The organism is Hyphomonas sp. UBA3195, assembly GCF_002366485.1.
Classification (GTDB): Bacteria; Pseudomonadota; Alphaproteobacteria; order Caulobacterales; family Hyphomonadaceae; genus Hyphomonas.
Window position 1 is genome coordinate 23295 of record NZ_DEXB01000046.1, and the last position, 26337, is coordinate 49631.

At 58.7% G+C, this 26337-nt stretch carries 24 protein-coding genes; 15 read left to right on the forward strand and 9 right to left on the reverse strand.

Annotated features, from left to right (window positions below):
* Positions 1–37 precede the first annotated feature (37 nt).
* A complete protein-coding gene (locus tag B2344_RS14025) occupies positions 38–1132 on the forward strand; it encodes a serine hydrolase domain-containing protein (protein WP_290485434.1) in 1095 nt (364 codons plus the stop codon).
* On the opposite strand, the gene B2344_RS14030 is transcribed toward B2344_RS14025, so the two are convergent.
* Complete coding sequence (locus B2344_RS14030) at positions 1129–2304, reverse strand: Mrp/NBP35 family ATP-binding protein (protein ID WP_290479939.1); 1176 nt, start codon at positions 2302–2304, stop codon at positions 1129–1131. The two genes, B2344_RS14025 and B2344_RS14030, sit on opposite strands and share 4 nt — an antisense overlap.
* Before the next feature lie 98 nt (positions 2305–2402).
* Between B2344_RS14030 and hflK the strand changes: the two genes are divergently transcribed.
* From hflK to B2344_RS14050, 4 genes are all read left to right on the forward strand, one after another.
* The gene (gene hflK, locus B2344_RS14035) at positions 2403–3536 is read left to right on the forward strand and encodes an FtsH protease activity modulator HflK (RefSeq protein WP_206991313.1); all 1134 of its coding nucleotides are present in this window, start codon (positions 2403–2405) and stop codon (positions 3534–3536) included.
* Complete coding sequence (gene hflC, locus B2344_RS14040; protein ID WP_206991314.1) at positions 3536–4432, forward strand: protease modulator HflC; 897 nt, start codon at positions 3536–3538, stop codon at positions 4430–4432. The genes hflK and hflC overlap by 1 nt, the downstream gene beginning before the upstream one ends.
* Before the next feature lie 12 nt (positions 4433–4444).
* Entirely contained in the window at positions 4445–4642 is a 198-nt protein-coding gene (locus tag B2344_RS14045) for a DUF2065 domain-containing protein (RefSeq protein ID WP_206991315.1), read from the forward strand.
* An 81-nt stretch (positions 4643–4723) separates the two neighbouring features.
* Positions 4724–6181, forward strand: a complete 1458-nt coding sequence (locus B2344_RS14050; protein ID WP_206991316.1) for a Do family serine endopeptidase — start codon at positions 4724–4726, stop codon at positions 6179–6181.
* A gap of 9 nt (positions 6182–6190) precedes the next feature.
* Here the strand turns inward: B2344_RS14050 and serB are convergent, their stop codons facing one another.
* Positions 6191–7111, reverse strand: coding sequence for a phosphoserine phosphatase SerB (serB, locus tag B2344_RS14055; protein ID WP_290485435.1), 921 nt, complete (start codon positions 7109–7111; stop codon positions 6191–6193).
* A gap of 53 nt (positions 7112–7164) precedes the next feature.
* Between serB and miaA the strand changes: the two genes are divergently transcribed.
* The 6 genes from miaA (at position 7165) to ilvC (ending at position 13086) form a co-directional block, all read left to right on the forward strand.
* Positions 7165–8115: a tRNA (adenosine(37)-N6)-dimethylallyltransferase MiaA gene (miaA, locus tag B2344_RS14060; protein ID WP_290485436.1), complete on the forward strand. Its 951-nt coding sequence runs from the start codon at positions 7165–7167 to the stop codon at positions 8113–8115.
* Positions 8116–8284: 169 nt separating this feature from the next.
* Positions 8285–10057 carry an acetolactate synthase 3 large subunit gene (locus B2344_RS14065; RefSeq protein WP_290483575.1) on the forward strand — a complete coding sequence of 591 codons (1773 nt, stop codon included), beginning with the start codon at positions 8285–8287 and terminating at the stop codon, positions 10055–10057.
* A gap of 38 nt (positions 10058–10095) precedes the next feature.
* Positions 10096–10794 (forward strand): hypothetical protein, encoded by a 699-nt coding sequence (locus B2344_RS14070; RefSeq protein WP_206991319.1) that lies wholly within the window; start codon positions 10096–10098, stop codon positions 10792–10794.
* Entirely contained in the window at positions 10791–11363 is a 573-nt protein-coding gene (gene ilvN / locus B2344_RS14075; RefSeq protein ID WP_051607411.1) for an acetolactate synthase small subunit, read from the forward strand. Before B2344_RS14070 ends, ilvN begins: the two co-directional genes overlap by 4 nt.
* A complete protein-coding gene (locus B2344_RS14080; protein ID WP_290479942.1) occupies positions 11360–12013 on the forward strand; it encodes a hypothetical protein in 654 nt (217 codons plus the stop codon). The genes ilvN and B2344_RS14080 overlap by 4 nt, the downstream gene beginning before the upstream one ends.
* 53 nt (positions 12014–12066) lie before the next feature.
* Positions 12067–13086: a ketol-acid reductoisomerase gene (gene ilvC, locus B2344_RS14085; protein WP_034810525.1), complete on the forward strand. Its 1020-nt coding sequence runs from the start codon at positions 12067–12069 to the stop codon at positions 13084–13086.
* A 3-nt stretch (positions 13087–13089) separates the two neighbouring features.
* Here ilvC and B2344_RS14090 read toward each other — a convergent pair whose 3' ends face one another.
* The gene (locus B2344_RS14090) at positions 13090–13779 is read right to left on the reverse strand and encodes a GH25 family lysozyme (protein WP_290485437.1); all 690 of its coding nucleotides are present in this window, start codon (positions 13777–13779) and stop codon (positions 13090–13092) included.
* Between the two features lie 194 nt (positions 13780–13973).
* Between B2344_RS14090 and B2344_RS14095 the strand changes: the two genes are divergently transcribed.
* Positions 13974–14489, forward strand: coding sequence for a bactofilin family protein (locus B2344_RS14095; RefSeq protein WP_034810523.1), 516 nt, complete (start codon positions 13974–13976; stop codon positions 14487–14489).
* Here B2344_RS14095 and B2344_RS14100 read toward each other — a convergent pair.
* Positions 14483–15082: a tetratricopeptide repeat protein gene (locus tag B2344_RS14100; protein ID WP_290485438.1), complete on the reverse strand. Its 600-nt coding sequence runs from the start codon at positions 15080–15082 to the stop codon at positions 14483–14485. The genes B2344_RS14095 and B2344_RS14100 overlap by 7 nt on opposite strands.
* A 154-nt stretch (positions 15083–15236) precedes the next feature.
* Here B2344_RS14100 and B2344_RS14105 point away from each other — a divergent pair, with 154 nt between their 5' ends.
* Positions 15237–16208, forward strand: coding sequence for an oxidoreductase (locus B2344_RS14105; RefSeq protein ID WP_290483577.1), 972 nt, complete (start codon positions 15237–15239; stop codon positions 16206–16208).
* Positions 16209–16308: 100 nt separating this feature from the next.
* On the forward strand, positions 16309–17019 hold the full coding sequence (locus tag B2344_RS14110) for a class I SAM-dependent methyltransferase (RefSeq protein WP_290479946.1): 711 nt from the start codon (positions 16309–16311) through the stop codon (positions 17017–17019).
* 12 nt (positions 17020–17031) lie between these two features.
* Here B2344_RS14110 and yghU read toward each other — a convergent pair whose 3' ends face one another.
* Together yghU and B2344_RS14120 are read right to left on the reverse strand one after the other, a co-directional pair.
* A complete protein-coding gene (yghU, locus tag B2344_RS14115; protein ID WP_290485439.1) occupies positions 17032–17910 on the reverse strand; it encodes a glutathione-dependent disulfide-bond oxidoreductase in 879 nt (292 codons plus the stop codon).
* 104 nt (positions 17911–18014) lie between these two features.
* Entirely contained in the window at positions 18015–20465 is a 2451-nt protein-coding gene (locus B2344_RS14120) for a sensor histidine kinase (RefSeq protein WP_242517391.1), read from the reverse strand.
* A gap of 199 nt (positions 20466–20664) precedes the next feature.
* Between B2344_RS14120 and B2344_RS14125 the strand changes: the two genes are divergently transcribed.
* Positions 20665–21216 (forward strand): EF-hand domain-containing protein, encoded by a 552-nt coding sequence (locus tag B2344_RS14125; RefSeq protein ID WP_206991326.1) that lies wholly within the window; start codon positions 20665–20667, stop codon positions 21214–21216.
* On the opposite strand, the gene aguB is transcribed toward B2344_RS14125, so the two are convergent.
* From aguB to B2344_RS14140, 3 genes are all read right to left on the reverse strand, one after another.
* A complete protein-coding gene (gene aguB, locus B2344_RS14130; RefSeq protein ID WP_206991327.1) occupies positions 21213–22055 on the reverse strand; it encodes an N-carbamoylputrescine amidase in 843 nt (280 codons plus the stop codon). The two genes, B2344_RS14125 and aguB, sit on opposite strands and share 4 nt — an antisense overlap.
* Positions 22056–22071: 16 nt before the next feature.
* Complete coding sequence (locus B2344_RS14135) at positions 22072–23046, reverse strand: agmatine deiminase family protein (RefSeq protein ID WP_290485440.1); 975 nt, start codon at positions 23044–23046, stop codon at positions 22072–22074.
* Between the two features lie 101 nt (positions 23047–23147).
* The gene (locus B2344_RS14140) at positions 23148–26219 is read right to left on the reverse strand and encodes a TonB-dependent receptor (protein WP_206991329.1); all 3072 of its coding nucleotides are present in this window, start codon (positions 26217–26219) and stop codon (positions 23148–23150) included.
* Positions 26220–26337 lie beyond the last annotated feature (118 nt).

The window sequence follows — 26337 nt, forward strand, 5'->3', positions numbered from 1 at the left end:
GCCGCTAGATCGGAGCGCTGACGATTTGGAGCGAACCATGAACTACGCGACGATTTTGGCCATGATGGCTGCACTCCTGACCATCGGCTGCACGCCGGAACACGCCGCCTCCTATGATGCACCGGCGATAGACACCAACGACCAACCCTCCCGGGAAATCACGGGCGTTCTGGAAGAGCTGGAATTTTCTGGCAGCATTCTTGTTGGCAAAAAAGAAGAAATCATCCTGCGTCAGGCTGTGAACGCATGGCCAACCGAAGACGTACAACCGGTCAATTCCGACACCCGTTTCCCAATTGCGTCGATGACAAAGAGTTTCACCGCTTCGCTTGTCCTGCAACTGGTCGATGAGGGAAAACTCGATCTGGACCAGTCACTGGAAGAACTCCTGCCCGATTTTGAGACGCCCTATGCGCGTGACGTCCCCCTGCGCCACCTGCTCCAGAACAGGTCCGGCATTCCGCACTATGTCGACATTCCCGGGTGGTTCGACAATGAGGTGAAGCGATCCTTCACCGATGAGTCCTTTATGGACACTCTTGAGGCGCTCGAGCTGAGATTCCGGCCCGGCAGCGACTACCTCTATTCAAACGTGAATTATTACCTGCTCGCGCGCATCATCGACCGCCATGCAGGCACCGGATACGAAGACTATTTGCGATCGCAGATTCTCGATCCGCTCGGCCTCGACCGTACCGGGCAAATCTATCAGGACGAAATTGATCTGGCGGCCAACTATTTCCGCTCCGAAGATGGCGGCTACGAAATCATCCCGATCACCAACCCCGTCCTGTTCCGCGGAACCGCCTCGATGTACTCAACGGTTGATGATCTGTCTGCCTGGGGACAGGCCGTTCTTAACGGAGACCTCCTGTCCGAAACTGGCCGGAAGGAGGCCTTCAATCCGGAAGCGCCGATGGCCTGGACGGTGACTCAAATGACCATCGGCAGCGGAGAACCGACGGAGGTCATCTTCTATAATGGACGTCTGATCGGCTATCTCAGCCTTGTTTTGCTCCTTCCGGAACAAGACGGTGTCATCGTCGTCCTCAACAACAATACGGTCGGCTACGAGAATCTGTTGACCATAGCGAGCACGCTCGCTGAAGAATACTTCAGTGAGCCGACCTAGTCCTCGAAGATGATCTGCGGCGCGGGCTTCGATTGAAGCGTATCCAGCCCCATCGCAACGCGGCGGGCCAGTTCATGAAAGAGCTGGCCCGTTGTTTCATCTGACAGCGCCGCCGGCTTGCCTGAATCGCCACCTTCGCGGATCGCTTGCAGCATCGGAAGCTCAGCCAGCACTGGCAGGCCAAGAGCATTCGCCGTGGCGGTGCCCCCGCCCTGCCCCATCAGATAATGGCGATTGCCCGCCGGATCTTCGAACCAGCTCATTGTCTCGACTATGCCAAGGACCGGCACTTCAGTCTTGGCAAACATGGCCGCGCCGCGACGCACATCCGCCAGCGCGACTTCCTGGGGCGTGGTGACGATCAGCGCCGCCGTTACGGGCACGCGCTGGGCTATCGTCAACTGTGCATCCCCCGTTCCCGGCGGCGTGTCGATGATCAACACGTCCAGCGGATCATCCACGGTACCCCATTCCGCATCATTCAACATCTGTGTGATTGCTGACATTACTATGGGTCCGCGCCAGATCATCGGCGAGTCCGGATCGGACAGATATCCAATCGATAGCGTCTTCATGCCGAAGGCTTCGACAGGTTGCAGCTTGCCGGACTCCGCGGACGTCACTGGCTCAGCCGACACTGTCCCCAGCATGGTCGGGATAGAGGGGCCATAAATGTCGGCATCCATGAGGCCGACTTTCATGCCTGCTTTTGCCATCGCCGCAGCCAGATTGACCGCGACTGTAGACTTGCCGACGCCGCCCTTGGCGCTCGCCACGACTAGAATCCTGGAAATACCGGGGATTGAGGACTTTGGTGTGCTGGCCGGAACATTCCCTTGCTGCATCGCCTCATCCGACAGGCGGGCGCCCTTGCGCACACGTTTTGAGGCGGGCGCATGAGACAGATGAACCTCCTTCGCCGGAGCGACCGCAACGCGTTCGGCGGTCAGAACGCTGCTCACGGATTTGACCCCGGAGACCAGTTCGACCTTGCCTTCAGCTTCGATCCGGCGCGCCTCAGCGGCCTCTGGCGCGGCTGGGTCTGCCTCGATCACAAGTACCGCGCGACCGTCTTCACCCACCGAAACCGATTCGAGCCAATCGGGCCGACCGAGGGCTTCGATGATCTTTTCTTCGAGTTTCCGGCGTGATTTATCCCTAGATCCGAACAAAATCTGCGACTCCGCTGCTCTTGATGCCTGCAAACAGGCATGCACTTATCACCAAAGCGCCTATATAGAACCCATGCACAGTAATACAGGGAGGGCTCATGCCCTGGGATGACAAAACTAAATCCAGCGGCCCTTGGGGCGGCGAGGGCGGAAATGACAATGGAGGCGGCAAGGATGGCGGCTCTCCTTGGAACCGTCCCGGCGGCTCGGGCGGCAATGGGGGTAATGACCTCGAAGACCAGATGCGGCGCATGCAGGAACGTTTCCGGCAGCGCGGCGGCGGCGGTGGTCGCAAACGTGGCGGCGGTGGCGGCAGCGGCGGAACCAATTTCGGTCCGCTCGGCTTTCTGGTCATCGCAGGTATCGCCCTGCTTGCCTGGCTGTCCACCAGCGTCGTTATGGTAGATCCGGGCCAACAGGCCTCCGTCTTCCGCTTCGGCAAATGGCAGACCAATTTTGGCCCCGGCCTCCACTTCCACCTGCCTGCCCCCTTCGAGGAGCATGAACTGGTCGAGGTCGAAGCCCGCCGAAAGACTCAGATCGGCCAGACCATGGACGAGAGCCTGATGCTGACTGAAGACGAAAATATCGTCGACATTCAGTTCTCCGTCTTCTGGCGCGTGAAGCCCGAAGCACCACAGGATTACATCCTGAATGTGAAACAGCCCGATATCGCTGTCGAAATGGTGGCAGAGTCCGTGATGCGCGAAGTTGTCGGCAAAACCCGCCTTCAAAGTGTCATCACGACCGAACGCGATGTTGTTCAGACCGAAGTGGCGAATCAGGTCCAGACCCTGCTGAACGATTATCGCGCAGGCATCCAGATCGTGAGTATTCAGATCGACAAGGCCGACCCGCCTCAGCAGGTCATCGAGGCCTTCAATGATGTAAACGTCGCAGAACAGGACGCCGAAACCAATATCAACCGGGCCACCCAGTACGCCAACCAGATCGTGCCTCAGGCCCGTGGTACGGCTCAGAGACTGCTGCAGGAAGCTGAAGGGTATCGTGACCAGATCGTCGCCGACGCCCAAGGTGAAGCGTCCCGTTTTGAGCAAATCTATGAGGAGTACCGCAAGGCGCCACGCGTCACGCGGGAGCGTATGTATCTCGAAACCATGGAGCGCGTGCTTGAACGCACTGACAAGACCATTCTTGATAGCAATTCCGGCGCGGTTCCCTATCTGCCGCTTGACCGGGTGCAACCTGCCAACCGCGGAGGAGAGAACTGATGCGCAATCTGAGCTGGTTTGCCCTTGCCATCGTCGCGATCGTACTGGTCGCTATCTTCAATTCTTTCTATGTTGTTCGCCAGGACGAGCAGGCTCTGATCCTGCAAGTTGGGGAACCACGCGCGGTGATCAACGCGCCGGGCACGGATGAAGCCGGTCTTTATTTCAAGATTCCGGTCATCCAGACGGTTGAAAAACTCGACCGCAAGAATCTGGGACTCGACATCGAGAATATTCAGGTTCTCGCATCCGACCAGCGTCGCCTCGCTGTGGACGCGTTCGTACGCTGGCGAATCAGCGACCCGCTGCAATTCTATCAGAGCCTCCGGACCATTCCGGGCGCCGCCAACCAGCTGAATGATGTGACCAAGGCGTCCATTCGGGAAGTCATGGGCGATGTGCCCGTGCCTGAGATCATTTCAGGCCAGCGGTCCGAACTGATGGAAAATATCCGCGAAAAGGTTGCCAATGAACTGGCAGATGCGGGGATTTCGATCATCGATGTCCGTATTCGTCAGGCAGATCTGCCGCGCGAAGTGGCCGATGGTGTCTACAGTCGGATGCAGACAGCCCGTAAGCAGGAAGCCGAGCGCATCCGTGCCGAAGGTGAAGAACGCGCCCGACTGATTCGCGCGCAAGCCGAACGTGAGAAGACCGTACTTGAGGCTCAGGCCCGGGAACAGTCAGAAGTCATTCGCGGTGAAGGCGATGCTCGCTCCACCGAGATATACGCCAGTGCCTATAACAAGGATCCGGAATTCTTCCGCTTCCAGCGCGCGCTCATCGCGTGTGAAAACTCCATCCAGGAAGGCACACGCATTGTCGTGGCGCCGGATTCCCTGGGCTTGTGTGATGAGTTTATCAATCGCGCACGGGCCAATGGCGGCTCACGCTAGGACGGGTTTGGCATGTCCATACAACTGATCCTGATCGGGATCGGCATGTGGCTATTCATTGAGGGGGCGATCTATGCGGTCGCCCCCGAATTCATGCGGCGTATGGCAGAGTATCTAGCGCGTATGCCGGGACGCGAGATTGCGCTTGCCGGGATCGGGTCCGCGGCAATCGGCGCAATCTTCATCGTCATTGCAGTTCGGTTCTGTTGAAGCTGTTGCAAGACGCCTGCAAAGCGCCATAGTTTACAGACATTAGTGTATATTATGCTTCGAAAGGAGGCTCAGCGGCCTATGCGTATCCCGGCCCTTGCTGCCCTGTTCCTGATGAGTTCGGCAACCGCCGTTCTGCCTGCCCATGCTCAGGACAGCCTGTCGACGGCAGTCGATGGAATCGATCAGAAGGTCCAACCGCAAAGCTTCCGTGACTTGTCCAAGCGCCTGATGCCGGCCGTGGTCAATATTTCAACATCGCAAACAATTGCGCCCGATGGCATGCCGACCTTTCCGGAAGGCTCGCCCATGGAGCGCTTCAACGAATTCTTCGGTCGGGATGAAGACGGTTTCCGGCGTGAAGGATCACTGGGCTCCGGCTTTGTCATCTCGGCTGACGGCATCATCATCACCAATAATCATGTCATCGAGAATGCCGACGAGATTGACGTCAATTTCTCGAACGGCCGCGTCCTGAAGGCTGAACTCGTCGGTCGTGATCGCGACACCGATCTCGCCGTGCTCAAGGTGAAATCCTCGACTGCCCTGCCCTATGTGGACCTCGCCGACAGCGACAAAGCAGAAGTCGGTGACTGGGTTATCGCCATCGGCAACCCATTCGGCTTCGGGGGCTCTGTCTCGGCTGGCATTATCTCGGCGCGCAATCGCGACCTGAATGCGGGTCGCTCAGATGACTTCATCCAGACCGATGCCGCCATCAACCGCGGTAATTCCGGCGGGCCCTTGTTCAATCTCGGCGGCGAAGTCGTCGGCGTGAACACCGCGATCATCTCCCCTACGGGCGGCTCGGTCGGCATCGGCTTCTCCGTGCCGGCAAATCTCGTGAAACGCATTTCCGACCAGCTCATCAAGGAAGGCCGCGTGCGTCGCGCCTGGCTGGGCGTCAATGTACAGGATGCGGATGAAGCACTCGTGCGCGCGTACAAGGCGACGGGCAAGGGCGGCGTGATCATCACCCGTATCTCCGATGAAGGACCGGCGGCAAAATCCGATATGGAAGTCGGCGACCTTGTGCTCCGCTTCGATGGCCAGACCGTGACCAGCGTACGCGAACTGACCCGCCTGATTTCCGATACCGAGATCGGTCGCACCGTTCCCATCGCGATTGTGCGAGATGGGAAGGGACGCACTGTCAATGTCACGCTCGGTGAACTGGAAGACGAGGCCGATACGCCCGCCGCCGATGCCACGCTGGATGCGCCGGCGAGTTCCAACGATCTTGGCGCAGAACTGACCAGCCTCGACGATGATATCCGCCGCCGCTATGGCATCCCAAAGGATGTTGACGGCGTTGTGGTTACAACGGTCTCTGCGCGTGGGCGCTCCTTTGGAAAACTCCAACGCGGCGACGTCTTGGTTGAAGTGAATTTCGAGCGCGTCACCACCGTTACCGACACGATCAGCAAGGTCGAAGCCGCGATGACCACACCGCGCCAGCCACTATTGCTCCGCGTGAAGCGTCGCGGCGAAGCGGGCTGGTTCGATCAGTTCATCTCGGTCGACCTGACCAATTCCTGATCCGGCAGTCTATTCAGTGACGAATTCGTCCGCGTGATAGCCTTGGAAGAACAGCGCTGTGTGCAAATCGGTATGATTGATCGCAGCATGCGCTTCAGCCGCGACAATGGGCTTGGCCTTGTAGGCAATGCCGAGGCCCGCCGCTTGGATCATGGCAAGATCATTCGCCCCATCGCCGAGTGCAAGTGAATCTGCCCGGCTGAGGCCCGCTTCCGCTGAAAACTCATCCAGCGCCGAGAGTTTCGCTTCGCGTCCGAGGATCGGCATGCCCACCTCCCCGGTCAGCACTGCGCCATCATCGATCAGCGTATTGCCGCGGTGGGCAGCAAACCCGGCTTCATCGGCGACTCGGCCCGTGAAGAAGGTGAACCCGCCGGAGACCAGCACGGTCATCGCGCCTTGCGCCTTCATCGTCTCCACCAGTGTCTTCGCGCCGGTATTCAGCGAAATGCGCGCATCATAGGCGTCTTGCAGCGCTTTGAGGTCGAGCCCCTTCAGCATGGCCACGCGGGTTGTCAGCGCGCCCTCGAAATCCAGCTCGCCCCGCATGGCACGTTCTGTGATCGCGGACACTTCCGCTTTCAGACCAGCGAAATCCGCCAATTCATCGAGGCATTCCTGTCCGATAATCGTGGAATCCATGTCGGAGATCAGCAACCGTTTGCGACGATTTCCTGCGGGCACCAGGGCAACGTCCATTTCTTCCGCTTCCAGCGCAACGAGCGCTGCGTGCTGGAAATCGGCATCCATCGGAGCAAGCGGAATCTCCACAGCGCTGACATCTCCGACCTGTCCCAGCCCTGTTATCTGAGGCAAGGTCTGGGCAATGCCGAGATCTCCGAGGATCATGCCGAGGCGCGAGGCAATATTGTCTTCCGGGGCATTGGCGGCGGCGATCAGGATCATGGAATTAACTGCTTTCTCAATCATTCCCGCCTCTTCACGGGTTTCCTCGTCGCTGACAAGCCCTTACGTCTATATGGATGACACCGGCAATACTCATTCACGGACCCACGGCCAGCGGCAAGACCGCGCTCGCCATCGAAGTGGCGCGCCGTCTGGGCGGTGAGGTCATCAATGCCGATTCCATGCAGGTCTATCGCGACTTGCAAGTGATTTCAGCTCGCCCGACCGAAGAAGAGATGGACGGTGTGAAGCACCATCTCTTCGGCCATGTGAACGCGGCCGAGCGCTACTCCACTGGCGAGTGGCTGGAAGAGGTCCGCGCGACCATTCGCACGCTTGAACTGCGCGGCAAGCGCGCTGTCCTGGTCGGCGGCACCGGCCTTTACCTGCTCGCAATGACTGAAGGCCTGTCGAATATTCCCCCTGTACCCGACGATGTCCGCGCCGACGTGCGCGCCATTGCCGATGCCGAGGGCGCGGACGGCCTGCGTGCCCGACTGGCCCCGGTCGATCCGGAAATCGCTGACCGACTGGGCACCGGCGACCGCCAGCGCCTCGCACGCGCCTATGAGGTTTATCTGGCGACCGGCAAACCGCTGACCGACTTCCAGCGCAACCGCCAGCCGCCGGTCCTGCAGGAGAATGAATGGATGGGCGTTGCGTTGACCCCACCTCGCGCAAAACTCTATCAGAAGATCGACCGCCGTTTTGAAGGCATGCTGATGCAGGGCGCGATGGAAGAAGCCCGCCAACTGATAAAACGCGATCTCGACCCGGAACTTCCTGCCATGAAAGCACATGGAATGCCGTGGCTCGCAGCCTTCGCACGCGGAGAGATAACGGCAGAATTTGCCGCAGAAAACGCAAAACGCGACACAAGACGCTACGCAAAACGGCAATTCACGTGGATCGGTCGCCAATTTCCCTTCTGGCCGCGCATTCCTTCACCGGAGCCAGAAGATCGATTGAGGGTTATTCTTGCCTTGTATAGGGAGATTGACAGGCCGGTTGAGGCAGATTATTCCTAATCCCGACGTTGGAGGAAACGCACCGTGCGCAAATACGTGGTACTCGTTATTAAGCATCCGTAGCTGGCTTTAAGTAGCCAGTTGCGGATGCGCGCACAAAACGGGGCTCCATTGGAGCCCTTTTTCTTTTCCGATACAGTCCAAACTCAGTTCCATCAGAGATCTCCCCATGACAACCAAGACCAAGCCCGCAGCTGAAACCTTGACCATGACAGGCGCCGAAATCGTCATCACGGCGCTCAAGGAACAGGGCGTGGAAGTCATGTTCGGCTATCCGGGTGGGGCGGTTCTTCCGATCTATGATGCGCTCTACAACTCCGATGGAATTCGCCACATTCTGGTGCGCCACGAGCAAGGCGCTGGCCACGCGGCCGAGGGCTATGCCCGCACAACAGGCAAACCTGGCGTGTGCCTCGTCACCTCCGGCCCCGGCGCGACCAATATGGTCACCCCGATTGCAGACGCGATGATGGATTCCATTCCGATGGTGGTCCTGACCGGACAGGTTCCGACACACCTGATCGGCACCGACGCGTTCCAGGAATGCGACACAACCGGCATCACCCGCACCTGTGCCAAACACAATTACCTGGTTACCGATGTGAACCAGCTCGCACGCACGATCCACGAAGCCTTCCTGATCGCCAAATCCGGTCGACCCGGACCGGTCGTGGTCGACATTCCCAAGGACATCCAGTTCGCCACCGGCACCTATGTCGGCAAGGAGGGCGTTCACAAGCCGAGCTATCACCCCACTACCAAACCGCACCCGGATGCGATTTCGGCGACAGTGGATCTGATGATGCACGCGCGGCGGCCAGTCTTCTACACTGGCGGCGGTGTCATCAATTCCGGTCCGAAGGCGTCCGATCTGCTGCGCGAGCTCCAGAACGTCACGGGGTATCCGGTGACCTCTACACTGATGGGGCTTGGCGCCTTCCCTGCCTCCCATCCGGACTGGCTGGGCATGGTCGGCATGCATGGCAGCTTCGAAGCCAATAATGCGATGCACGATTGCGATCTGATGATCTGCGTGGGCGCGCGCTTCGATGACCGGGTGACCGGCCGTATCGACGCCTTCTCACCCAACTCCAAGAAGGTGCATATCGACATCGATCCTTCTTCGGTGAACAAGATCGTCCGAGTCGATATCCCCGTGATTGCCGACTGCGCAGAGGCGCTGGCCGCAATCCTGAAAGAGTTCAAATCCCGCAAGGCCAAGAAGCCGGACCTGAAACCCTGGCGTCAGGAAATCGACATCTGGCGCGCCCGGAAATGCTTCACCTACGCAAACTCCAACACGGTCATCAAACCCCAACATGCCGTTGAGCGCCTGTATGAGCTGACCCGTGATCGCGAGACCTACATCACGACCGAAGTTGGCCAACACCAGATGTGGGCGGCGCAATTCTATCATTTCGACGAGCCGAACCGGTGGATGACCTCCGGTGGGCTCGGCACGATGGGCTATGGCCTGCCCGCCGCAGTGGGCGTTCAGGCAGCGCATCCGGACGCCCTCGTGATCGACATTGCGGGCGAAGCGTCAATCCAGATGATGACGCAGGAACTCTCCACCGCCGTTCAACACAGGCTGCCGGTCAAAGTCTTCATCCTCAACAATGAATGGATGGGTATGGTGCGCCAGTGGCAGGAATTGCTGCATGGCGAGCGCTATTCTCACTCCTATTCGGAAACCCTGCCCGACTTCGTGAAACTTGCCGAAGCAATGGGCGGACATGGCATCCGTTGTGACAATCCAGCGGAGCTGGACGACAAGATCCGCGAGATGATTGACCATCCCGGGCCGGTTTTGTTCGATTGCCGTGTCGAAAAGGCCGAGAACTGCCTGCCTATGATACCGTCGGGTTCAGCGCACAACGAGATGATCCTTGGAGAAATCAAGGGCGATGAGATTGGCGAAGCTGGCAAGGGACTGGTCTGACCGACCAGACCCGGCGGGAGCTTGATAGGACGAATGTGATGGCTGCGAGTGATCTGTGGCAGTGGGGAATGGAAAATATCGGCACGATCGTGACCGTGGTCTCCGCCATTGCGGCTGTACTTGGCGCGCTCGCAAGCCGCGCCGAAACCCGCAAACAACACCAGCTGCGCACCGAACAGCTGCGCCAGAGCATCGACAGCGCTAGCCTCGACTGGGGCAATACCGCCATCGAAACGCTGGCCTCTGCTGCCATGCTGGCGCGCAACCGCCACGTGATGGACTCCGACCGCGCCTTCCAGGAGGCGCGCGCAGACAGTCTGACTAACCTGTCGACCCTGATTGACCGTGGGCGGATGTTCTTTCCAAACCTTGCGCCTGACCGTCATGGCCTCAACAAGGATGGCGCATATCAAGGCTTCCGCGCGCCGATCCTGGACAGCCTCGTCTGGGCCCATGAAGAGGTTCATGCCCTGACCCGCGAAGGCGGCCCGACAAGCGAGGACAGTGCGGCTTTCATCGATGCTTGCCGCAAATTGCTGGTCTCTGAACTGCAAGCCCATCTCGATCCACGGCGCATGGACCAGCTATTGGGCCGCTACACCAAACAAAAGCAGAAACACCAGGACGACGCGATCAGCCGGTCTGGAGCGCTGCGGGACGAGCTATTGACTCGCCGTCCCGACCTCTCCATCGACTTCTGGAATCGTGACACCCCGAAACCGGAGACACAGCCATGAGCGATGGATCAACAGCTACGCCCCCCGCTGGCAATCCGAAATCGGCCTATTTCCTGTCTCATGAGGACGAGGCCGTCGAACGCCGCACACTGGCCGTCATGGTCGATAACGAGCCAGGCGTTCTGGCCCGTGTTGTGGGACTGTTCTCTGGCCGGGGTTACAATATCGACAGCCTGACCGTGGCCGAGGTCGACGTGAATGAGCGCCGCTCGCGGATCACCATCGTGACCCAGGGCACACCGCATATTCTGGAGCAGATCGAAGCCCAGCTCTTGCGCATCGTGCCCGTGGAACAGGTGATCGACATCACCAAGTCCAAGCGCGGCATCGAGCGCGAACTGGCATTGATCAAGGTCGCCGGCAAAGGCGAAGCCCGTGTTGAAGCGCTGCGCATATCTCAGATTTTCCGCGCGAATGTGATAGACACGACAAATGAGAGCTTCATTTTCGAGCTGACAGGCGCCTCTGAAAAGATCACCCAGTTTGTGGATCTGATGCGACCGCTCGGCTTGGTTGAGGTAAGCCGGACAGGTGTTCTGTCGATCAAGAGGGGAAAGGAGAAGGGATGACACGCACCAGCCTGATTGCGCTCGGCGTCCTTTTTCTCGCTGGCAATGCGCACGCCATAGAAGAACAGCCCGAAAGCTGCCGCCCGAAAGTGGCCGGCTCGGCCCTGGCGCTTGCAGATGATGCCGATCAGGCTCAGCTGCAATGCGATATCGACCGTGCGGCCCTGATTGCCGACCGGGCCGATGCAACGTTTGATTCCTCCAATGACCCCATCCTGCGCATCGTGGACACCGCAGCGCCCAGCGGGGCCGCTTATGTCTACGATATCGTCGATGCAGACGGCACAATGATGCTGGATGCGCGAACGGTACCGGTCGATTCCGACACCAACACACATATTCCGCTCTGTCGCCTGCAGACCCAACTGCCTGCCCCCGTCGCAAGCAAGGTCGCCTTGTCTCTCCTGACCACCAGCGATGCAGGACTGCCCGCCTATGGCGCGCGGGAAAAAATGGTGGTCAATGCCGACGGATCGCGCAGCTATGAGCTGCTGCTGGCGTCGCACGACATCATCACCTCAATTGAAACCACCAATGGCCTGAAACAGTTTTCGCGCCATTCGGAGGCCACAGACATAATTGCCGAATTGAACCGTAGCGTTATCGGCGTCGCCAATTTTTCAGATGGCTGGGTGTGCAAGTCCAACTGACCTGAAGACCCTTACCCCAACAATCAATCCTCCAGCGGAGCAAGTAGAGGCCCATGAAAATCTATTACGAACAGGATGCAGACCTTTCCCTCATCCAGAGCAAGAAAGTCGCCGTGATCGGGTATGGCAGCCAGGGCCACGCCCACGTTCTGAACATGCGCGACAGCGGCGTGAAGCAGCTGAAGGTTGGCCTCTATGAGGGGTCGGCCAGCCGCGCCAAAGCAGAAGCCGAGGGCCTTGAAGTGGTCACGCCCGCCGAGGCCGCCCAGTGGGCCGACGTGCTGATGATCCTTATCCCGGACGAAAAGCAGGCCGTGCTCTATGCAAACGAGATCGAACCGCATCTGCGCGCTGGCCAGCATGTCATGTTCGGCCACGGCTTCAACGTGCACTACAACCTCATCCGTCCACGCCCCGATGTTGATGTCTCGCTGTCCGCCCCGAAAGGCCCCGGCCACACGCTGCGCGCCCAGTACCAGATGGGCTTCGGCTTGCCGGGTCTGATCGCAATCCATCAGGACGCGACCGGCACGGCACAGGATGTTGCCCTGTCCTATTCCAAGGCCATCGGCAATACGCGCGCTGGTGTCATCGAGACCTCATTCCGCGAAGAGACCGAAACAGACCTCTTCGGCGAACAGGCTGTGCTCTGTGGCGGCATCGTCGAGTTGATCAAGGCTGGCTATGAAACCCTGGTCGAGGCTGGCTACGCGCCGGAAATGGCCTATTTCGAATGCCTTCACGAGACCAAACTGATTGTTGACCTTATTTATGAAGGCGGCATCGCCAACATGAACTACTCGATCTCGAACACGGCCGAATATGGCGAATACGTCTCCGGCCCGCGCGTGATCAATTCCGAAGCCAAGGCCAACATGAAAAAGGTTCTCGAAGACATCCAGAACGGCACGTTTGCCCGCAACTGGGTCCTCGAAAACCAGGCCGGCGCACCGGGCTTCAACGCCATGCGCCAGCGCATGAACAGCCACGAAATCGAAGAAGTCGGCGAGAAACTTCGCGGCATGATGCACTGGGCCCAGAACGATCGCCTGGTCGACAAATCCCGCAACTAAACCTTATCCGGGTGGACGGTCCGGAACCCGGTTCATGTCCACCCGGCCGTCAATTCCCGGTACGCGGCCGGACATGGTGTATTGCCAGATGTCCGGTACGCGGCCGTTGATGGTCCGCGGCATCGTCTCGCCAAGGCCGCGCAACCAGAGCGGATAGTCATCATAACTGCCGGACAGCCAGTCGGTGTGAAACTCTGGCGTCGTGTAGATCACCGGCCGCACGCCATATTCGGCCTCTAGCGCTGTCAGGAATGTGTCCAATTCTCCCAAAGTCTCAGTCGTGCTGCCGCGCGGCTCGCAATTGTGCGCATATTCCAGATCAACTGCGGGCGGCAGCGCCCCTGTCCGCACTTCCACCGACTGAATGAAATTCTGGGCCTGCTCGGCTCCCGGCCGGCAGAGTCGGTAGAAATGATAAGCGCCGACCGTCCAGCCGCGCGTTGTCGCTTCGCGCCAGTTTTCCAGGAAACGTGGATCTTTCCAGTCCCGACCTTCGGTAGCCTTGAGGTAAAGAAAATCGACGGGTGCGGCCTCGAACTCGTCCCAGCGGATGCGACCATTATGGTGCGACAGGTCAATGCCGGTGAAACCGGATTGCAACGGGATAACACCGCCTGCAACCGGTTCAGACGATTGTGAACACGCCGCTGCAACCAGCATCAAGGCAAATGAAACGGACCGAAACAGGCTCATGAGCTGTTTCAACACGGGAATATGGCCTTATGGCGAGGAAAACTTGCCCGTATCTTGCAAGGTAATCTCTGCTTGGAACTGTGCGCGCGGCCAATTGCGCGCTATAAGAGCAATGAAATCAATTCTCTGGCCCGGATGAAAACCCCAACGCCGACAACAGGCGCACCAGGTCAGAACATGGGAAAGTATGGGTGATGGCCAAATTCGAAACGGACAATGCTGCCGGCAAGGGCCGCTCAGGTCAGGGCAGCTTCATCGGCACGGAATGCGCGCTGGAAGGCAGCTTCAATTTCTCTGGCCCGCTTACCGTAGCAGGCCATATGAAAGGTCCGGTCAAATCGGACGGGCTGGTATTGATCGAAGCGACCGGTCATATCGAAGGATCGCTGGAGGCGGCAATCATCGTCGTACATGGCAAGCTGACGGGCAATGTGACTGCTCATGAGAGCCTCGAGATATGGAATGAAGCTGTTGTCACCGGAAAGGTGTTCACCCGCAGCATCCGCGTTGACGCAGGGTCGCTGATGACCGCTGACCTCAACGTCGCAACCGACGGTCCCATACCGACACATGAGGCTGTGGACACACCTGAGCATATCACTGCTGATACAGTTTCCGAGACCCCCGCTATCGACCCTAACCGACCCGCCAGCCCGCTGCCAGGCTCAAGCCTTGCGCGCAAACTGTCGACCTTGAGCGAAAATCAGTAGCGGCGCCTGACGTCTTCAAGACGCTCCCAAGTCGAGTCATCGGGCTGATAGGCCCCCAGCGTCGACAGGCGTTCGCAGGCCCATTCATACGCCTCATCGCAGGATTCCTGGAGAAGGCGCGTGCCTTCCGCAACGTTCTTGGAACCACCTTGGCCGGTATAGATCATGTTGCCATAGGCTGCACATCCGCTCACGTCGCCATAATCACACGCTTTATCATAAAGCTGGCGCGCCCGAGCGGTATCGGCATCCATGCCGCGCCCTTGAACAGTCAGATAGGCAAGTCCTGAACAGGCCTCTGCGACTTTTCCATCGCACGCCTTGCGATAATTGTCCGCAGCGCTCTTGTAATCCTGGTCGCCGCCAAGCCCCTTGCGATACATATCGGCCAGCTCGAAGCAGGCTTGATAATCCCTGGTGTCACAGGCCTGACTGGCTTCGGTGCGTGTGACGCGATTGGTCTCAAGGTTAGCCGTAGCTTCCTCGAGCGCAATTTCCGCTTGGGTCCGCTCAACCTGACCATACTGCGCAGCGGCAGGAAGAACAGCGACTGACATGGCGACAACAGATATCGCGGCGGCAAGAATACGCATGCAATTTCTCCCTTGGTTATATTCGGGATATAAGTGGCGATACGGAGTGCGTCCATGTAAACCGCTGCTTACAGATTGGTAACATCACGCATGATCGCTTGCCGTCGTACCGGCTGGCTCAGCATAAGAAACCAAACGACCAAAGGGGAAACACATGGCCGCAACAGACCAGACGCCGATCGGATCAGGCTTTCATGCAAAGTCGACGGCACAGGAAGTTATCGACGGCATCGACCTGACCGGACGCAACGTAATCGTCACTGGCGGCTATTCGGGGATTGGCCTGGAAACCGTTCGCGCCCTGGCGGGCGCAGGCGCGCGCGTGACGGTTCCTGCGCGACGCGTCGACGCCGCCGAGGCTGCGCTCGCTGACATTCCCGGCGATATCGAGATTGCGGCGATGGACTTGGAAGACCTCGCCACTGTGCGAAAATTCACCGCTGATTTTGAGGACACAGGCCGCGCACTTGATATCCTTGTTAACAATGCGGGTGTCATGGCCTGCCCTGAAACGCGGGTTGGGCCCGGCTGGGAACGCCAGTTGGGCGTGAACCATCTCGCGCATATGGCGATGAGCCTCGCGCTCGCCCCCGCTCTTGAACGCGCGGACGGCGCGCGCTTAGTCGCCCTTTCATCAACAGCGCATGTGCGCTCCGACGTGATCTGGGACGATCCCAATTACGAATCCCATCCCTATGACAAATGGGAAGCCTACGGCCAGTCCAAATCAGCGTGCGCCCTGTTTGCTCTGGGCGTGGACCATCGCGGCAAGGATATCGGTGTGCGGGCATTCTCGGTGCATCCAGGTGGGATTTTCACGCCTCTGCAACGCCACCTCACTGATGAGGAAATGGCCGAACTCGGTTGGAAAAACCCCGACGGAACAATCCCGCCTCAAGTTCAGGCCATGTTCAAGACACCAGAGCAAGGCGCATCCACCAGCGTCTGGGCCGCTACTTCCCCTGCCCTGGCGGACAAGGGCGGCGTTTATTGCGAAGATTGCGATATTGCCAAGCTTGCCACCGAAGAGAGTCAACGCTGGGAGCACGCCCGACCCTGGATCTGTGATGACGAAAAAGCCGAGCGGCTTTGGGATATCAGCCAGACCATGCTCAGCAAGGCCTGAGCGGACAGAGGACATTCCCATGAGACATTCACTAAGTTTCGCAGCTGCTTGCTTGAGCTTGGCCGCATGTGCTGCTCCGATTCCCGAGAGCATGCCAACAATGCCGGAAACTACCGTCCCTGCGTTCGATTACGATTCCGTCTTCGTGCATGATGGTCGCCCGGAAGATGATTTCGAGCAGTATGAACTTCGCAATTCGCGGCAGATCCTTGCATTCACCGGAGTAATGCCGGGCATGACAGTGCTGGATATGGAAGCTGGCGGCGGCATCTATACCGAACTCTTCTCACTGGTCGTGGGCGAAGAGGGAAAAGTCTACCTTCAGAACCCACCAGAGTTTGAAACCTTCCTCGGCGATGCGGTCGAGAAACGCATGGATGGCCGGCTGATCAACGTGACTCACATCCAGACATCGTTCGATGATTTCGAACCCATTGGCGATATGGAGGTGGATCTCGTAACCTGGTTTCTCGGTCCACATGAGCTCTGGTACACGCCGGAAGGCGCGGAGCCGGGTGCACTCGGAGATCCGGATGTCGCCTTTTCCGAAATTGCGCGCGTCCTGAAACCCGGCGGGCATTTCGTTGTGATTGATCACCGCGCGCCTGACGGTGCGCCCGCAACAACTGGCGGCGTGACACATCGGCTGGCGCAAGACACCTTGATGGATATGATGGGCGATGTCGGCCTCGTCCTTGTCGAGGAGAGTGACCTACTCGCGAATCCCGACGACGATGGCACGCTGAACGTATTCGATCCGTCTATCCGGAGACAGACGGATCGCTACATTCTCAAATTCGAGAAATCCTGACCAAAGACAGGATCAGCTGGAGCCTTCGGGATCCAGCTTGTCCTGGGTCCTGGTATCAAAATCGCTGGCGTCGTGGCGTTCGCGCAGTTGGGTCTCCGGCTTGCCAAAAGTGCGGTTCACCATGCGGCCACGCTTGACTGCCGGACGTTCGGCGATCTGCTTGGTCCAGCGCTGGACATTTTCATATTCGTGAACCTGCAGGAATTCTCCCGCATCATACACGACACCTGACGCCAGAGCGCCGTACCAGGGCCAGATTGCCATATCTGCAATCGAGTACTCGTCGCCAGCCATGAATTCATTATCGGCGAGCCGCTTGTCCAGCACGTCCAGTTCCCGCTTCACCTCCATCGCAAACCGATCGATCGCGTATTCGATCTTGATTGGCGCATATGCGTAGAAATGGCCAAAGCCACCACCGAGATAAGGCGCCGATCCCATCTGCCAGAACAGCCAGGAAAGCGCTTCCGTGCGCTCGCGCGGATCCTTGGGCAGGAAAGCGTCAAACTTCTCTGACAGGTACAGAAGGATCGATCCGGATTCGAACACGCGGGTGGGCGGATTGGTCGAATGGTCCATCAGGGCCGGGATCTTGGAGTTCGGGTTGGCAGAAACAAATCCGCTGGAAAACTGGTCGCCCTCCATGATGTTGACCAACCAGGCATCATACTCAGCGCCGGAATGGCCCGCCGCGAGCAGTTCTTCGAGCATTACAGTGACTTTGACGCCGTTCGGTGTGCCCAGCGAATAGAGTTGCAGCGGATGTTTCCCAACCTGCAAATCCTTGTCATGGGTCGCGCCCGAAATCGGCCGGTTGATGCTGGCGAAACGCCCGCCGCTCTCAGCATCCCATTTCCAGACCTTCGGTGGGATATAAGTATCGTCAGCCATGTAGCGTGCCTTCTTGCTTGGTTTTGTCAAACCAACATGTAGGCATGGCGCGCAGAAAGTCAGTAAACTTGTTTGTGAGACGTCCTAAACAGGCCCTCAGGTAATCAGGCTGGCAGGCTTTCAGTCAGCAACATTTCCTGGTTCTGCACAACTTTCGTGACCTTCACCGGCAGCCAGCAGGTCACTTCCAGACCGCCGCCATCGACCGGTTTCATACCGACCGTTCCGCCATGCAGATCGATGAAATGCTTCACGAGCGCAAGACCGAGGCCGGCCCCGCGCTGGTCGCCCGAAACGAAACTGTCGAAGCTGGTGGCCCGTTTATCGGCTGCTAGCCCGCGGCCATTGTCGCGCACAGACAGGGTCACCATGTCGCCTACGCGCTGGGACGAGACGACGATCTCACCACCGGATTCGGTAAAGCGGAGCGAATTGGAAATGAGGTTGAACAAGACCTGCCTGATGCGGCGCTCATCTGCCCGAATGACTCCAAGCTTGCCCTTGATGTCGGCGCGAACGGCAATCTGCGTGTCCTCTGCCTTTGACACGACCATGTCGATGCTTTCCTCGATGACATGGCTGAGATCCACATCTTTCAGATCGAGATCCATACGGCCTGCTTCGATCATGGCGAGGTCGAGAATATTCTCGATCAGTTTCGAGAGGTGGTCGGAAGCTGACAGGATTGCGCTGACATAGTCTGTCTGGCGCTCGGTCAGATCGCCATTGCGCTTTGTTTCCAGCAGTTCAGCATAGCCAAAGATGACCGTCAGCGGCGACCGCAGCTGGTAGGACACATTGCGCACGAACTCCGTTTTCAGACGGTCCGCAGCCTCAAATGCTTCAGCCCGATCTCTCAGCGCGGACTCAACCCTGCGTGTGGCCGTCACATCCGCAAAGGCGATCAGCGTGTTTCCATCCGGCAGCGGATGGGTCAGATATGTCAGGATAGATCCATCAGACCGGCGCATCTCTCCGGTGGTGGACTGGCGCGCGCGGGCGGACGGGTCCGTAATATGGCCCTTGATCGCGTCCCAGACGTCCAGGTCATGGAACAGCGGAACGCAGTCCTCGATCACATCGCTATAGTCCGGATGGTCTTTCAACTCGTCATGGTCCAGGGACCAGAGCCGTTCAAAAGCCTTGTTGAACAGTTTCAGCCGCCCGTCGCCGCCGAACACGACAACTGCCTCGTGCAGATTGTCGAGCGTGGACGCCTGCGTCTTCACAATGGCATTGAACTTGGTCTGAAGGTTCAGTTCCCCTGTGATGTCCTTGAACAACAGCAACAGGCCACCCATCGGATGGCGCTGGCGTGTGACGGACAGAGTCCGGTCATCCGGCAGTGACCATGTATCTTCCTTTACCCCATCAATATCGAGGTAATAGGACAGCTCCTCCGCCCGCCATTCGGCGTAATTTGTACGGGCCGGCAACTTGCGGCGCTCGCGCAGGCGGTCCAGCAACTGCCCGTGGTTCGGGCGGTCCAGCAGGAAGCTCTCATCGAGATCCCACATGTCGCGGAAGGCCTTGTTGTAGAAGGTCAGTTTGCGATCCGCCCCGAAGATCGCGACAGCATCGGCAACATGGTTCAGTGTCTCGTCATGCGCGCGAACATGGCGGTTCAGTTCCTCGCGCGCATTTTCCTGGGCGGTCACATCGAACGCCATCGCCCCTGCCCCGCCGGATAGAGGGAAGGTCAGCACACGCATGGCGCGCCGCTCTCCATTCACGACCATGTGGCGCGTCTCGTCGATATCGGCACCTTCAGAAATAGTCTTGCGGGCTTGGTCAGCTGAAGCTTGGTCCAGCATGATCTGGCGATCCAGGACGCGGTCGAGGTTCACCCCATCGACTGCCTCAATGTAAGATGGGTTCACCCACTGCAGCTTGCCCATGCCGGATACGCGCCAGGCCGGGAACGGCGCCTTACCCAGCATGTCAAGGAAGGCTGTCGGATCGCGCGCGATAACCTGGCGCGCCTCTTCCAGCTTGCCGCGGGCGGAGCTTTCTTCCAGTCCCTTGATGGTGGTGTCGGTGACCCAGACGACCGCCCGCGCGCCAGCCGTCCGCCCGTCCGCCTCAAGGAAGCGGCCAGACGGCCCGATGATGGTGAGCGAGAAAGCCTGTCCAGTATCGCGCAGCTCGCGCATGCGAATCCGCAGCGTCGTGTCCTGTCCGGAACTGTCACGCGCTTCGAGGTCGGCAAGGCCTTCGATGATGCGCACTGCCGGATCGGGCGAAATCGCATCGTCGGTGAAGCTGAGCAGGCCAGCCAATGCCACCGGCGAACCGTAGAGCTCCGGCGGGGTCATTTCTTCACTATCGGGCTCAAGCGCCTCACCCTGCCAGACCAGGATTACGCCCGGGTGAGCACCAAGGATTGAGCGGTGCTCTGCCAGAAGAGTCTCGAGATCGGACGACCGGTCTTTGTATTTGCGCGCCGCGCCACGTGCCCCATCCGACACGCGCAGCGCCCATAGCAAGGCGGCTAGGCCCAGCGCGGTTGCACCAGCAGACATGATGATAGGGACCTGGTCCGCCGTGATTGCCATAGTGTCTTCAATCCAAATCGCACGAATCGACCACCGGTCGGCGGCCGCAACTGGTTAACGGATTGCTCCCTTTGCGTTAAGGCGGCGTTAACGAGACGCTAATGCCAGACCGATGTCCAGACAAGATAACTGAAACGTCATGTTGCAAAAACGCCACACCGACATAGTCTGATCCCTCGAACCTTCTGGGAGTCTCTTCATGCGTAATCTGGCCCTTGCCCTTTCCGCGGCGGCACTCGTTTGTCTTGGTGCACCTGCATCTGCCGGTGCCGAAGATGAGGGCGACGATCTTGTGCGCCTGCCGGGGCAGTCTTATCCCGGCCCGACAAGACGCGGTGCCAAAGCGAATGGACATGTCCCAGAACGCCTTGTGGCGGGAGGTGGATTGATTGTCAGTTTCGATGCCAACCTGGATGGCAATGTCACCCCGGAAGAACTCGCCACGGGCATTGAGGCTGCCTTCCTTGAGGCCGATTCCAATAAGGACGGCTATCTCAGCCCGCTCGAACAGCTCTCATGGGCCGAAAGCCAGCCGACCCGCGATGACACGCTGGGAAATCCGGCCCGCTTCGACCCGAATCTGGATCGGCGCGCCAGTTTCGACGAATTCGACACGGTTCTCACCAGCCTCGCCGCAGACTACGCCTCGGATTCCGGCATCATTCACGTGGCCGACCTGAAAGCGCCCAAGCCTGAAAAACGGGAAGAGACCCGCTTTGTCCGCAATGACCCGCCGCTTCGTCGAAATTAGGTGAGAATATTGTAGAGGTCGGTCCGCCGATCCCGGAAAAACCCCCAGGCGGCCCGTTCGCGTTCAATTTCATCCAGATCGAATTCTGCCACCAGCACGCCCTGTTCGGTACGACCGAAATCAATCACGATCTCGCCGGTTGGGTCCGCGATGAAGCTGGTTCCGTAGAAGACCTGCCCTTCCTCGTCGCCCACACGGTTTGCCGCGACGACCGGGATGGTGTTCGAGACAGCATGGCCCTGCATCGCGCGGCGCCAGCGGGCGGCCGTATCAAGGCCCGCATCCTGCGGCTCAGCGCCAATCGCTGTGGGGTACAGCAACGCATCCGCGCCCATTAGCGCCATGGCGCGCGCAGCTTCCGGGAACCATTGGTCCCAGCAGATTCCCACACCAATCCGGCCTTTCATTGTGTCCCATACGCGAAACCCGGTATCGCCTGGGCGGAAATAGTATTTTTCCTGATAGCCCGGCCCGTCCGGAATGTGGCTCTTGCGATATACGCCCAGAGGCGACCCATCCGCGTCGATCATGACCAGAGAATTGTAATAGAGCGGACCGTCCTTCTCATAGATTGAGACGGGGATGACGACGCCAAGTTCCTCGGCCAGCGCCGACAGTTGCTCGACAGCCGGATGCTCGCGCCAGGGATAGGCGCGCGCGAAATGCTCTTCTTCCTGTGTCTTGCAGAAATAGTACCCCGTGAAGAGTTCCGGCGGCAGCACAACGTCGGCCCCCTGCTCTGCGGCCTCGCGCACGCGCTCCGCCACGCGGTCGATATTGTCCTGCACATCGTCTGATGGCGTAAACTGGATGCAGGCAAGCGTTAGGGTACGGGGCATGGCTCGCTCCTGGAAATCAAGCTGGAATTTCGCGGGTCATGCAGTGGAAGCTGCCCCCGCCATTGAGAATATTGCGTGCCGGCAGGCCGATCACCTTGCGACCTTCGAACAGAGCGCTCAGTTCGGCCTGCGCCACAAGGCTGTAACGGTCTTCGTAAACGGGCACGAGGACCGCGCCGTTCGTGATTGTGAAATTCATATGGCTTGCCGGAATCGGATTTCCATCCTCGTCCTTCACAAGCCCGGGTGAGGGAATGGTGGTAACCTCGAGCCCAGCCCTGCGGAGCGTTGTTTCAATCTCCTGCAGCGTATCAGCATTCGGGTCGTCTGCGCCCGATGGATGCTGGCAGATCGCATGTCCCGGCGCGATGAAACGAGCGATATTGTCGACATGGCCATCTGTATGGTCATTGAGCAAGCCGTCGCCGAGCCAAATGAATTCCAGTACGCCGAGCGCCTCGGCAATCGCCATCTCGATCTCGGCCTGATCCATACCCGGATTTCGGTTTGGATTGAGCAGGCATTGTCCGGTTGTCAGCAGGCGGCCTGTGCCGTCCGCATCAATGCCCCCGCCTTCCAGAACCATCTCGTGCTGCGAAACCGGAATGCCTTCGTGCTGCGCAATGGCCGTCGCCGTTTCCGTGTCGCCTGGCATCAGGTATTTTCCGCCCCAGCCATTGAAGCGGAAGGCCTGCGCGCGGCGCGCATCGCCCGTTCCTGTAATGATTGGCCCGGTGTCGCGCATCCAGATGTCACCGGTCGGAATTCGGCAGACCTCAGCGCAATCACCTACGGCTGCACCCGCCGTTGCCTCGGCTTCATCTGACCCTACCGCGACCCGGATCGGCACATAGTCTGATGCAGCGCGGATGAATCCGGAGATATCTTTGCGTGGACCTTCAAGGTTGCCGCCCCACTCTTCAAGAAGACGCGGCCAGCCAACCCAGAGAGCAGCATGAGGGGCCCATTCGGGCAGGAGATGAGGTTTCATGTCAGACATTGAGCGCGCCATGCCACACCTTGTTCCAAAGGAAAAGGGCGGCTCTTCTCAGAGCCGCCCTTCCCGATTTTCAGTTTCGGAGTTCCGAGTGACTAGAACTCGTAGCGCAGGCCGAAGCGAATTTCGTAGCGCGACGCGTCGCCCTGACGAGATTCACAATCACCAGCCTGGAAGTCGTCAACCGCACAAACCGCTGGGAAGCCAGGCTCACGCAGTACGCCCCACTCGTCGTTCAGCAGATTTGTGAAGTTGTCGACAACAATGAAGCCGGAAGCCTTGTGATCAAGGAAGCCAGGGAATTCCTGCTCAAGCTTGATGTCGACCTTGCCCCACCAGGAACCTTCTTCGCCGTTACGCTCTGCACCAGCAGCCAGGTACGGGTTGCCTTCGAGGTAAGGGTTGAAGCCACTGATACCGTTCGCGCTACCACCGTAAACCACGCTGTATGGACGACCCGACACAGCCTGGCCGAAGGCCGAGAACGTGGTCATGTTGTCGCCGAAGAAAGCGCGCTCATAATTGGTAAGTGCCGTGAAGCGGTGCTTGGTGTTGTAGTCAGACGTCGAAGCGCTGACATCCTGCGGGTCGCCGAATGCGCGGTTGACGTAGTTCGAGAAGGCCACCGAGGACGTCATCGGGTGCACGTCTTCTGCATCCGTGTAGGCGTAACCCAGGGCCCAGTCGAGACCGAAGTCATAGGACTTCGAGATCGAGCCGGAAACCAGCAGAGACTTGGCGTCTTCTTTCGCATTGGTCAGCACGAAGGCTGCCTCACGAACGCTGCTGTAGGTCGGGTATTCGCGACCATCGACTGTGGTTGTGCCAGTCTGCTCGAGATCACCGCGGATCCAGACAGCGCTATCTTGAGCAACGGTGTACAGAATGTCGCCCGAGAGGACATACTCGCCGCCGAGCCCAGGCGCGTCAGCATAGTATGTACCGCCGAAAGCAAATTTCAGCTCAGATGGAATTTCGAAGTTCGGATCAAGGTAGTTGATCTCGAAGTTCGAGCCTTCGCCAGCTGCGACAGCGTCGATCATGTCTTGTGGCACACAGTAGCCCGGTCCCGTCGGCACGCCGTCTTCACAAAGACCGTAGTCAATGTCGAAGAGCGATGTCACGCCATTTTCAAGACCGAATGCACCACCGTCCGAACCGAACTGCAGCACGTTGTTTGCTGAGTAGGTGTTGGACAGCCACACGTTCGGGTTGCCACCGGAGTAGAGGCCGACACCACCACGCAGGTCGAGATTGTCGGAGAAGTCCCACTCGAAGCCGAGACGTGGCTGAAGCAGACCTTCACCATCCAGCGTCTCACCATTTGTGAAGCCATAGTCAGCCAGGAAGTCTGCATTGGTTTCAGGTGCGTCGTCGGTTGTGTACCAGTCGTAGCGCAGGCCACCGATCACCACGATCCCGTTGCCGAAGTCAATTTCGTCCTGGGCGTACAGCGTGTTGATCTCATATCCCCAGTCAGCAGCCGCATTGTTCGGATCGCCTGTTGGGGAGTTGTTGTAGTTCACGTTGTCGGCGATGCCGAGACGGAAGTTCTCAATCGCATCGTCGAATGCTCCGCCAGAGGACGGATTGCCATCGAAGTCGATTTCGGTTTCGACGTGCTGGACGAACATGTTGAACACGTCGAGGGCTTCACGCTCATAGCCGAAGCTGAAATTGTGGTTGCCCGTCGTGTAGTAACCTTTCAGCGCGAGGCTGAGGGTCTCGTAGTACAGCTTGTTTGCTTGGCGGGAGTCGTCGCCACCGAGGTAGACATCAACATCGTCGGTCTCGATCGTGATCTCACCGAAATCGGTACCGCCGACAGAAATCTGACGATTGTCCAGTTCGGAATAGGCAAGACGGACTTCAGTGGAGAAATTGTCCGTCCAGTCAGAATAAAGCGAACCGGCATAGGACGTCAGTTCCGCGCCACGCTCATAGAGGTGGTTGGAGAATTCCAGCTCATCGGAGTCACCGTCCGACTGGGCGATGTTGAAACCATCATTCCAGTTATAGGTGAAGGATGCGCGGTGATCGTTGCTGATGTTCCAGTCGAGCTTGACCAGGATCTTCTCGTCGGAGTTATCAGCGCTGCTCGGGATCGTGCCCGGATCATAGCCATAGAGTTCCATGGCGATGTTGCGGATCTCATCGACTTCGGCCTGAGTGATGTTCACTTCGTTGACAGCGCCGGAGCCGATCGCGCCGCGGTCAAACAGGTTCACGCCGTCAAGTTTCTCGTAGGCCGCGAAGAAGAACAGCTTGTCCTTGATGATCGGACCACCGACGCCGAAGCCGTAGCGGGTTTCGTCGTACTCACCCGTCGTGATGTCGTCGCCTTCGAGGCTGTCGGCGCGCAGGCCGTCATTTGTGTAGTCGCCGAAGAGGTAGCCGTGGAATTCATTCGTACCGGATTTCGTGACCGCGTTGATGTTACAGGCGGAGAAGCCACCATACTGCACATCGAAGGGAGCCAGTTCGACCGCAACCTGCTCAATGGCATCATAAGAAAATGGGATGCGCTCGGTTGGGTAACCATTCGAATTCAGGCCGAAATTGTCATTCATGCGAATGCCGTCAACGGTCAGCGAGTTGAAGCGGGAGTTCTTACCGCCACACTGGACTGCGTTGATATCACCACGGGATTCGTCAACATAGATGCGTGGGTCGAGGCGCAGGACATCCGTGATGTTGCGGTTGATGGCCGGGGCCCTCTGCAGCGTCTCCAGGCCGAAGGTCGCCGAAGGACCAGCAGCAGTCGGTGCGAGATCGGAGACGGAAGCCGTAACAACGATCGTTTCCTGACGCGCTTCACCATCATTGGTGAGCGTGAAGTCGACCTGGGTCGCATCGCCGAGGTTCAGGCCCACATCTTCGATGAACTGGCCCTGGAACTCTGACGAAGTCACCGTAACGACATAGCCGCTGGAAACAGGCAGGTTGCGGATGCTGTACAGACCGGTCTGGTTGGTCGTCGCAGTCCGTGTCAGCCCTGTGGAAGGATCGGTGATGGTAACCAGCGCACCGGATACGGCCTGGCCGTCATCATCGGTCACTGCGCCGCGGACGGCTGAAGTTGTAACCTGCGCCATAGCGACGCCGGCCATGCTCAGCGCAATGGCAGATACTGCTGCCCCACGCCCGAAAGTGGTCCAATTTGTCATGACTATTCCCCTAGTCGGTGATGCGCCGACAACCGCCCCTTGCGGGTCGCCGGTACTGCGGGTCGGATAACGACACCGGATGACAGATTAGTGACAAGATCTTGAAGGTTCAGCACAT

Bases quoted from the DNA above. Each gene is read 5' to 3' on its own strand.
- B2344_RS14025 (WP_290485434.1), top strand. From the start codon at position 38: ATGAACTACGCGACGATTTTGGCCATGATGGCTGCACTCCTGACCATC.
- hflK (WP_206991313.1), top strand. From the start codon at position 2,403: ATGCCCTGGGATGACAAAACTAAATCCAGCGGCCCTTGGGGCGGCGAG.
- hflC (WP_206991314.1), top strand. From the start codon at position 3,536: ATGCGCAATCTGAGCTGGTTTGCCCTTGCCATCGTCGCGATCGTACTG.
- B2344_RS14045 (WP_206991315.1), top strand. From the start codon at position 4,445: ATGTCCATACAACTGATCCTGATCGGGATCGGCATGTGGCTATTCATT.
- B2344_RS14050 (WP_206991316.1), top strand. From the start codon at position 4,724: ATGCGTATCCCGGCCCTTGCTGCCCTGTTCCTGATGAGTTCGGCAACC.
- serB (WP_290485435.1), bottom strand. From the start codon at position 7,111: ATGATTGAGAAAGCAGTTAATTCCATGATCCTGATCGCCGCCGCCAAT.
- miaA (WP_290485436.1), top strand. From the start codon at position 7,165: ATGACACCGGCAATACTCATTCACGGACCCACGGCCAGCGGCAAGACC.
- B2344_RS14065 (WP_290483575.1), top strand. From the start codon at position 8,285: ATGACAACCAAGACCAAGCCCGCAGCTGAAACCTTGACCATGACAGGC.
- B2344_RS14070 (WP_206991319.1), top strand. From the start codon at position 10,096: ATGGCTGCGAGTGATCTGTGGCAGTGGGGAATGGAAAATATCGGCACG.
- ilvN (WP_051607411.1), top strand. From the start codon at position 10,791: ATGAGCGATGGATCAACAGCTACGCCCCCCGCTGGCAATCCGAAATCG.
- B2344_RS14080 (WP_290479942.1), top strand. From the start codon at position 11,360: ATGACACGCACCAGCCTGATTGCGCTCGGCGTCCTTTTTCTCGCTGGC.
- ilvC (WP_034810525.1), top strand. From the start codon at position 12,067: ATGAAAATCTATTACGAACAGGATGCAGACCTTTCCCTCATCCAGAGC.
- B2344_RS14090 (WP_290485437.1), bottom strand. From the start codon at position 13,779: ATGAGCCTGTTTCGGTCCGTTTCATTTGCCTTGATGCTGGTTGCAGCG.
- B2344_RS14095 (WP_034810523.1), top strand. From the start codon at position 13,974: ATGGCCAAATTCGAAACGGACAATGCTGCCGGCAAGGGCCGCTCAGGT.
- B2344_RS14100 (WP_290485438.1), bottom strand. From the start codon at position 15,082: ATGCGTATTCTTGCCGCCGCGATATCTGTTGTCGCCATGTCAGTCGCT.
- B2344_RS14105 (WP_290483577.1), top strand. From the start codon at position 15,237: ATGGCCGCAACAGACCAGACGCCGATCGGATCAGGCTTTCATGCAAAG.
- B2344_RS14110 (WP_290479946.1), top strand. From the start codon at position 16,309: ATGCCGGAAACTACCGTCCCTGCGTTCGATTACGATTCCGTCTTCGTG.
- yghU (WP_290485439.1), bottom strand. From the start codon at position 17,910: ATGGCTGACGATACTTATATCCCACCGAAGGTCTGGAAATGGGATGCT.
- B2344_RS14120 (WP_242517391.1), bottom strand. From the start codon at position 20,465: ATGGCAATCACGGCGGACCAGGTCCCTATCATCATGTCTGCTGGTGCA.
- B2344_RS14125 (WP_206991326.1), top strand. From the start codon at position 20,665: ATGCGTAATCTGGCCCTTGCCCTTTCCGCGGCGGCACTCGTTTGTCTT.
- aguB (WP_206991327.1), bottom strand. From the start codon at position 22,055: ATGCCCCGTACCCTAACGCTTGCCTGCATCCAGTTTACGCCATCAGAC.
- B2344_RS14135 (WP_290485440.1), bottom strand. From the start codon at position 23,046: ATGAAACCTCATCTCCTGCCCGAATGGGCCCCTCATGCTGCTCTCTGG.
- B2344_RS14140 (WP_206991329.1), bottom strand. From the start codon at position 26,219: ATGACAAATTGGACCACTTTCGGGCGTGGGGCAGCAGTATCTGCCATT.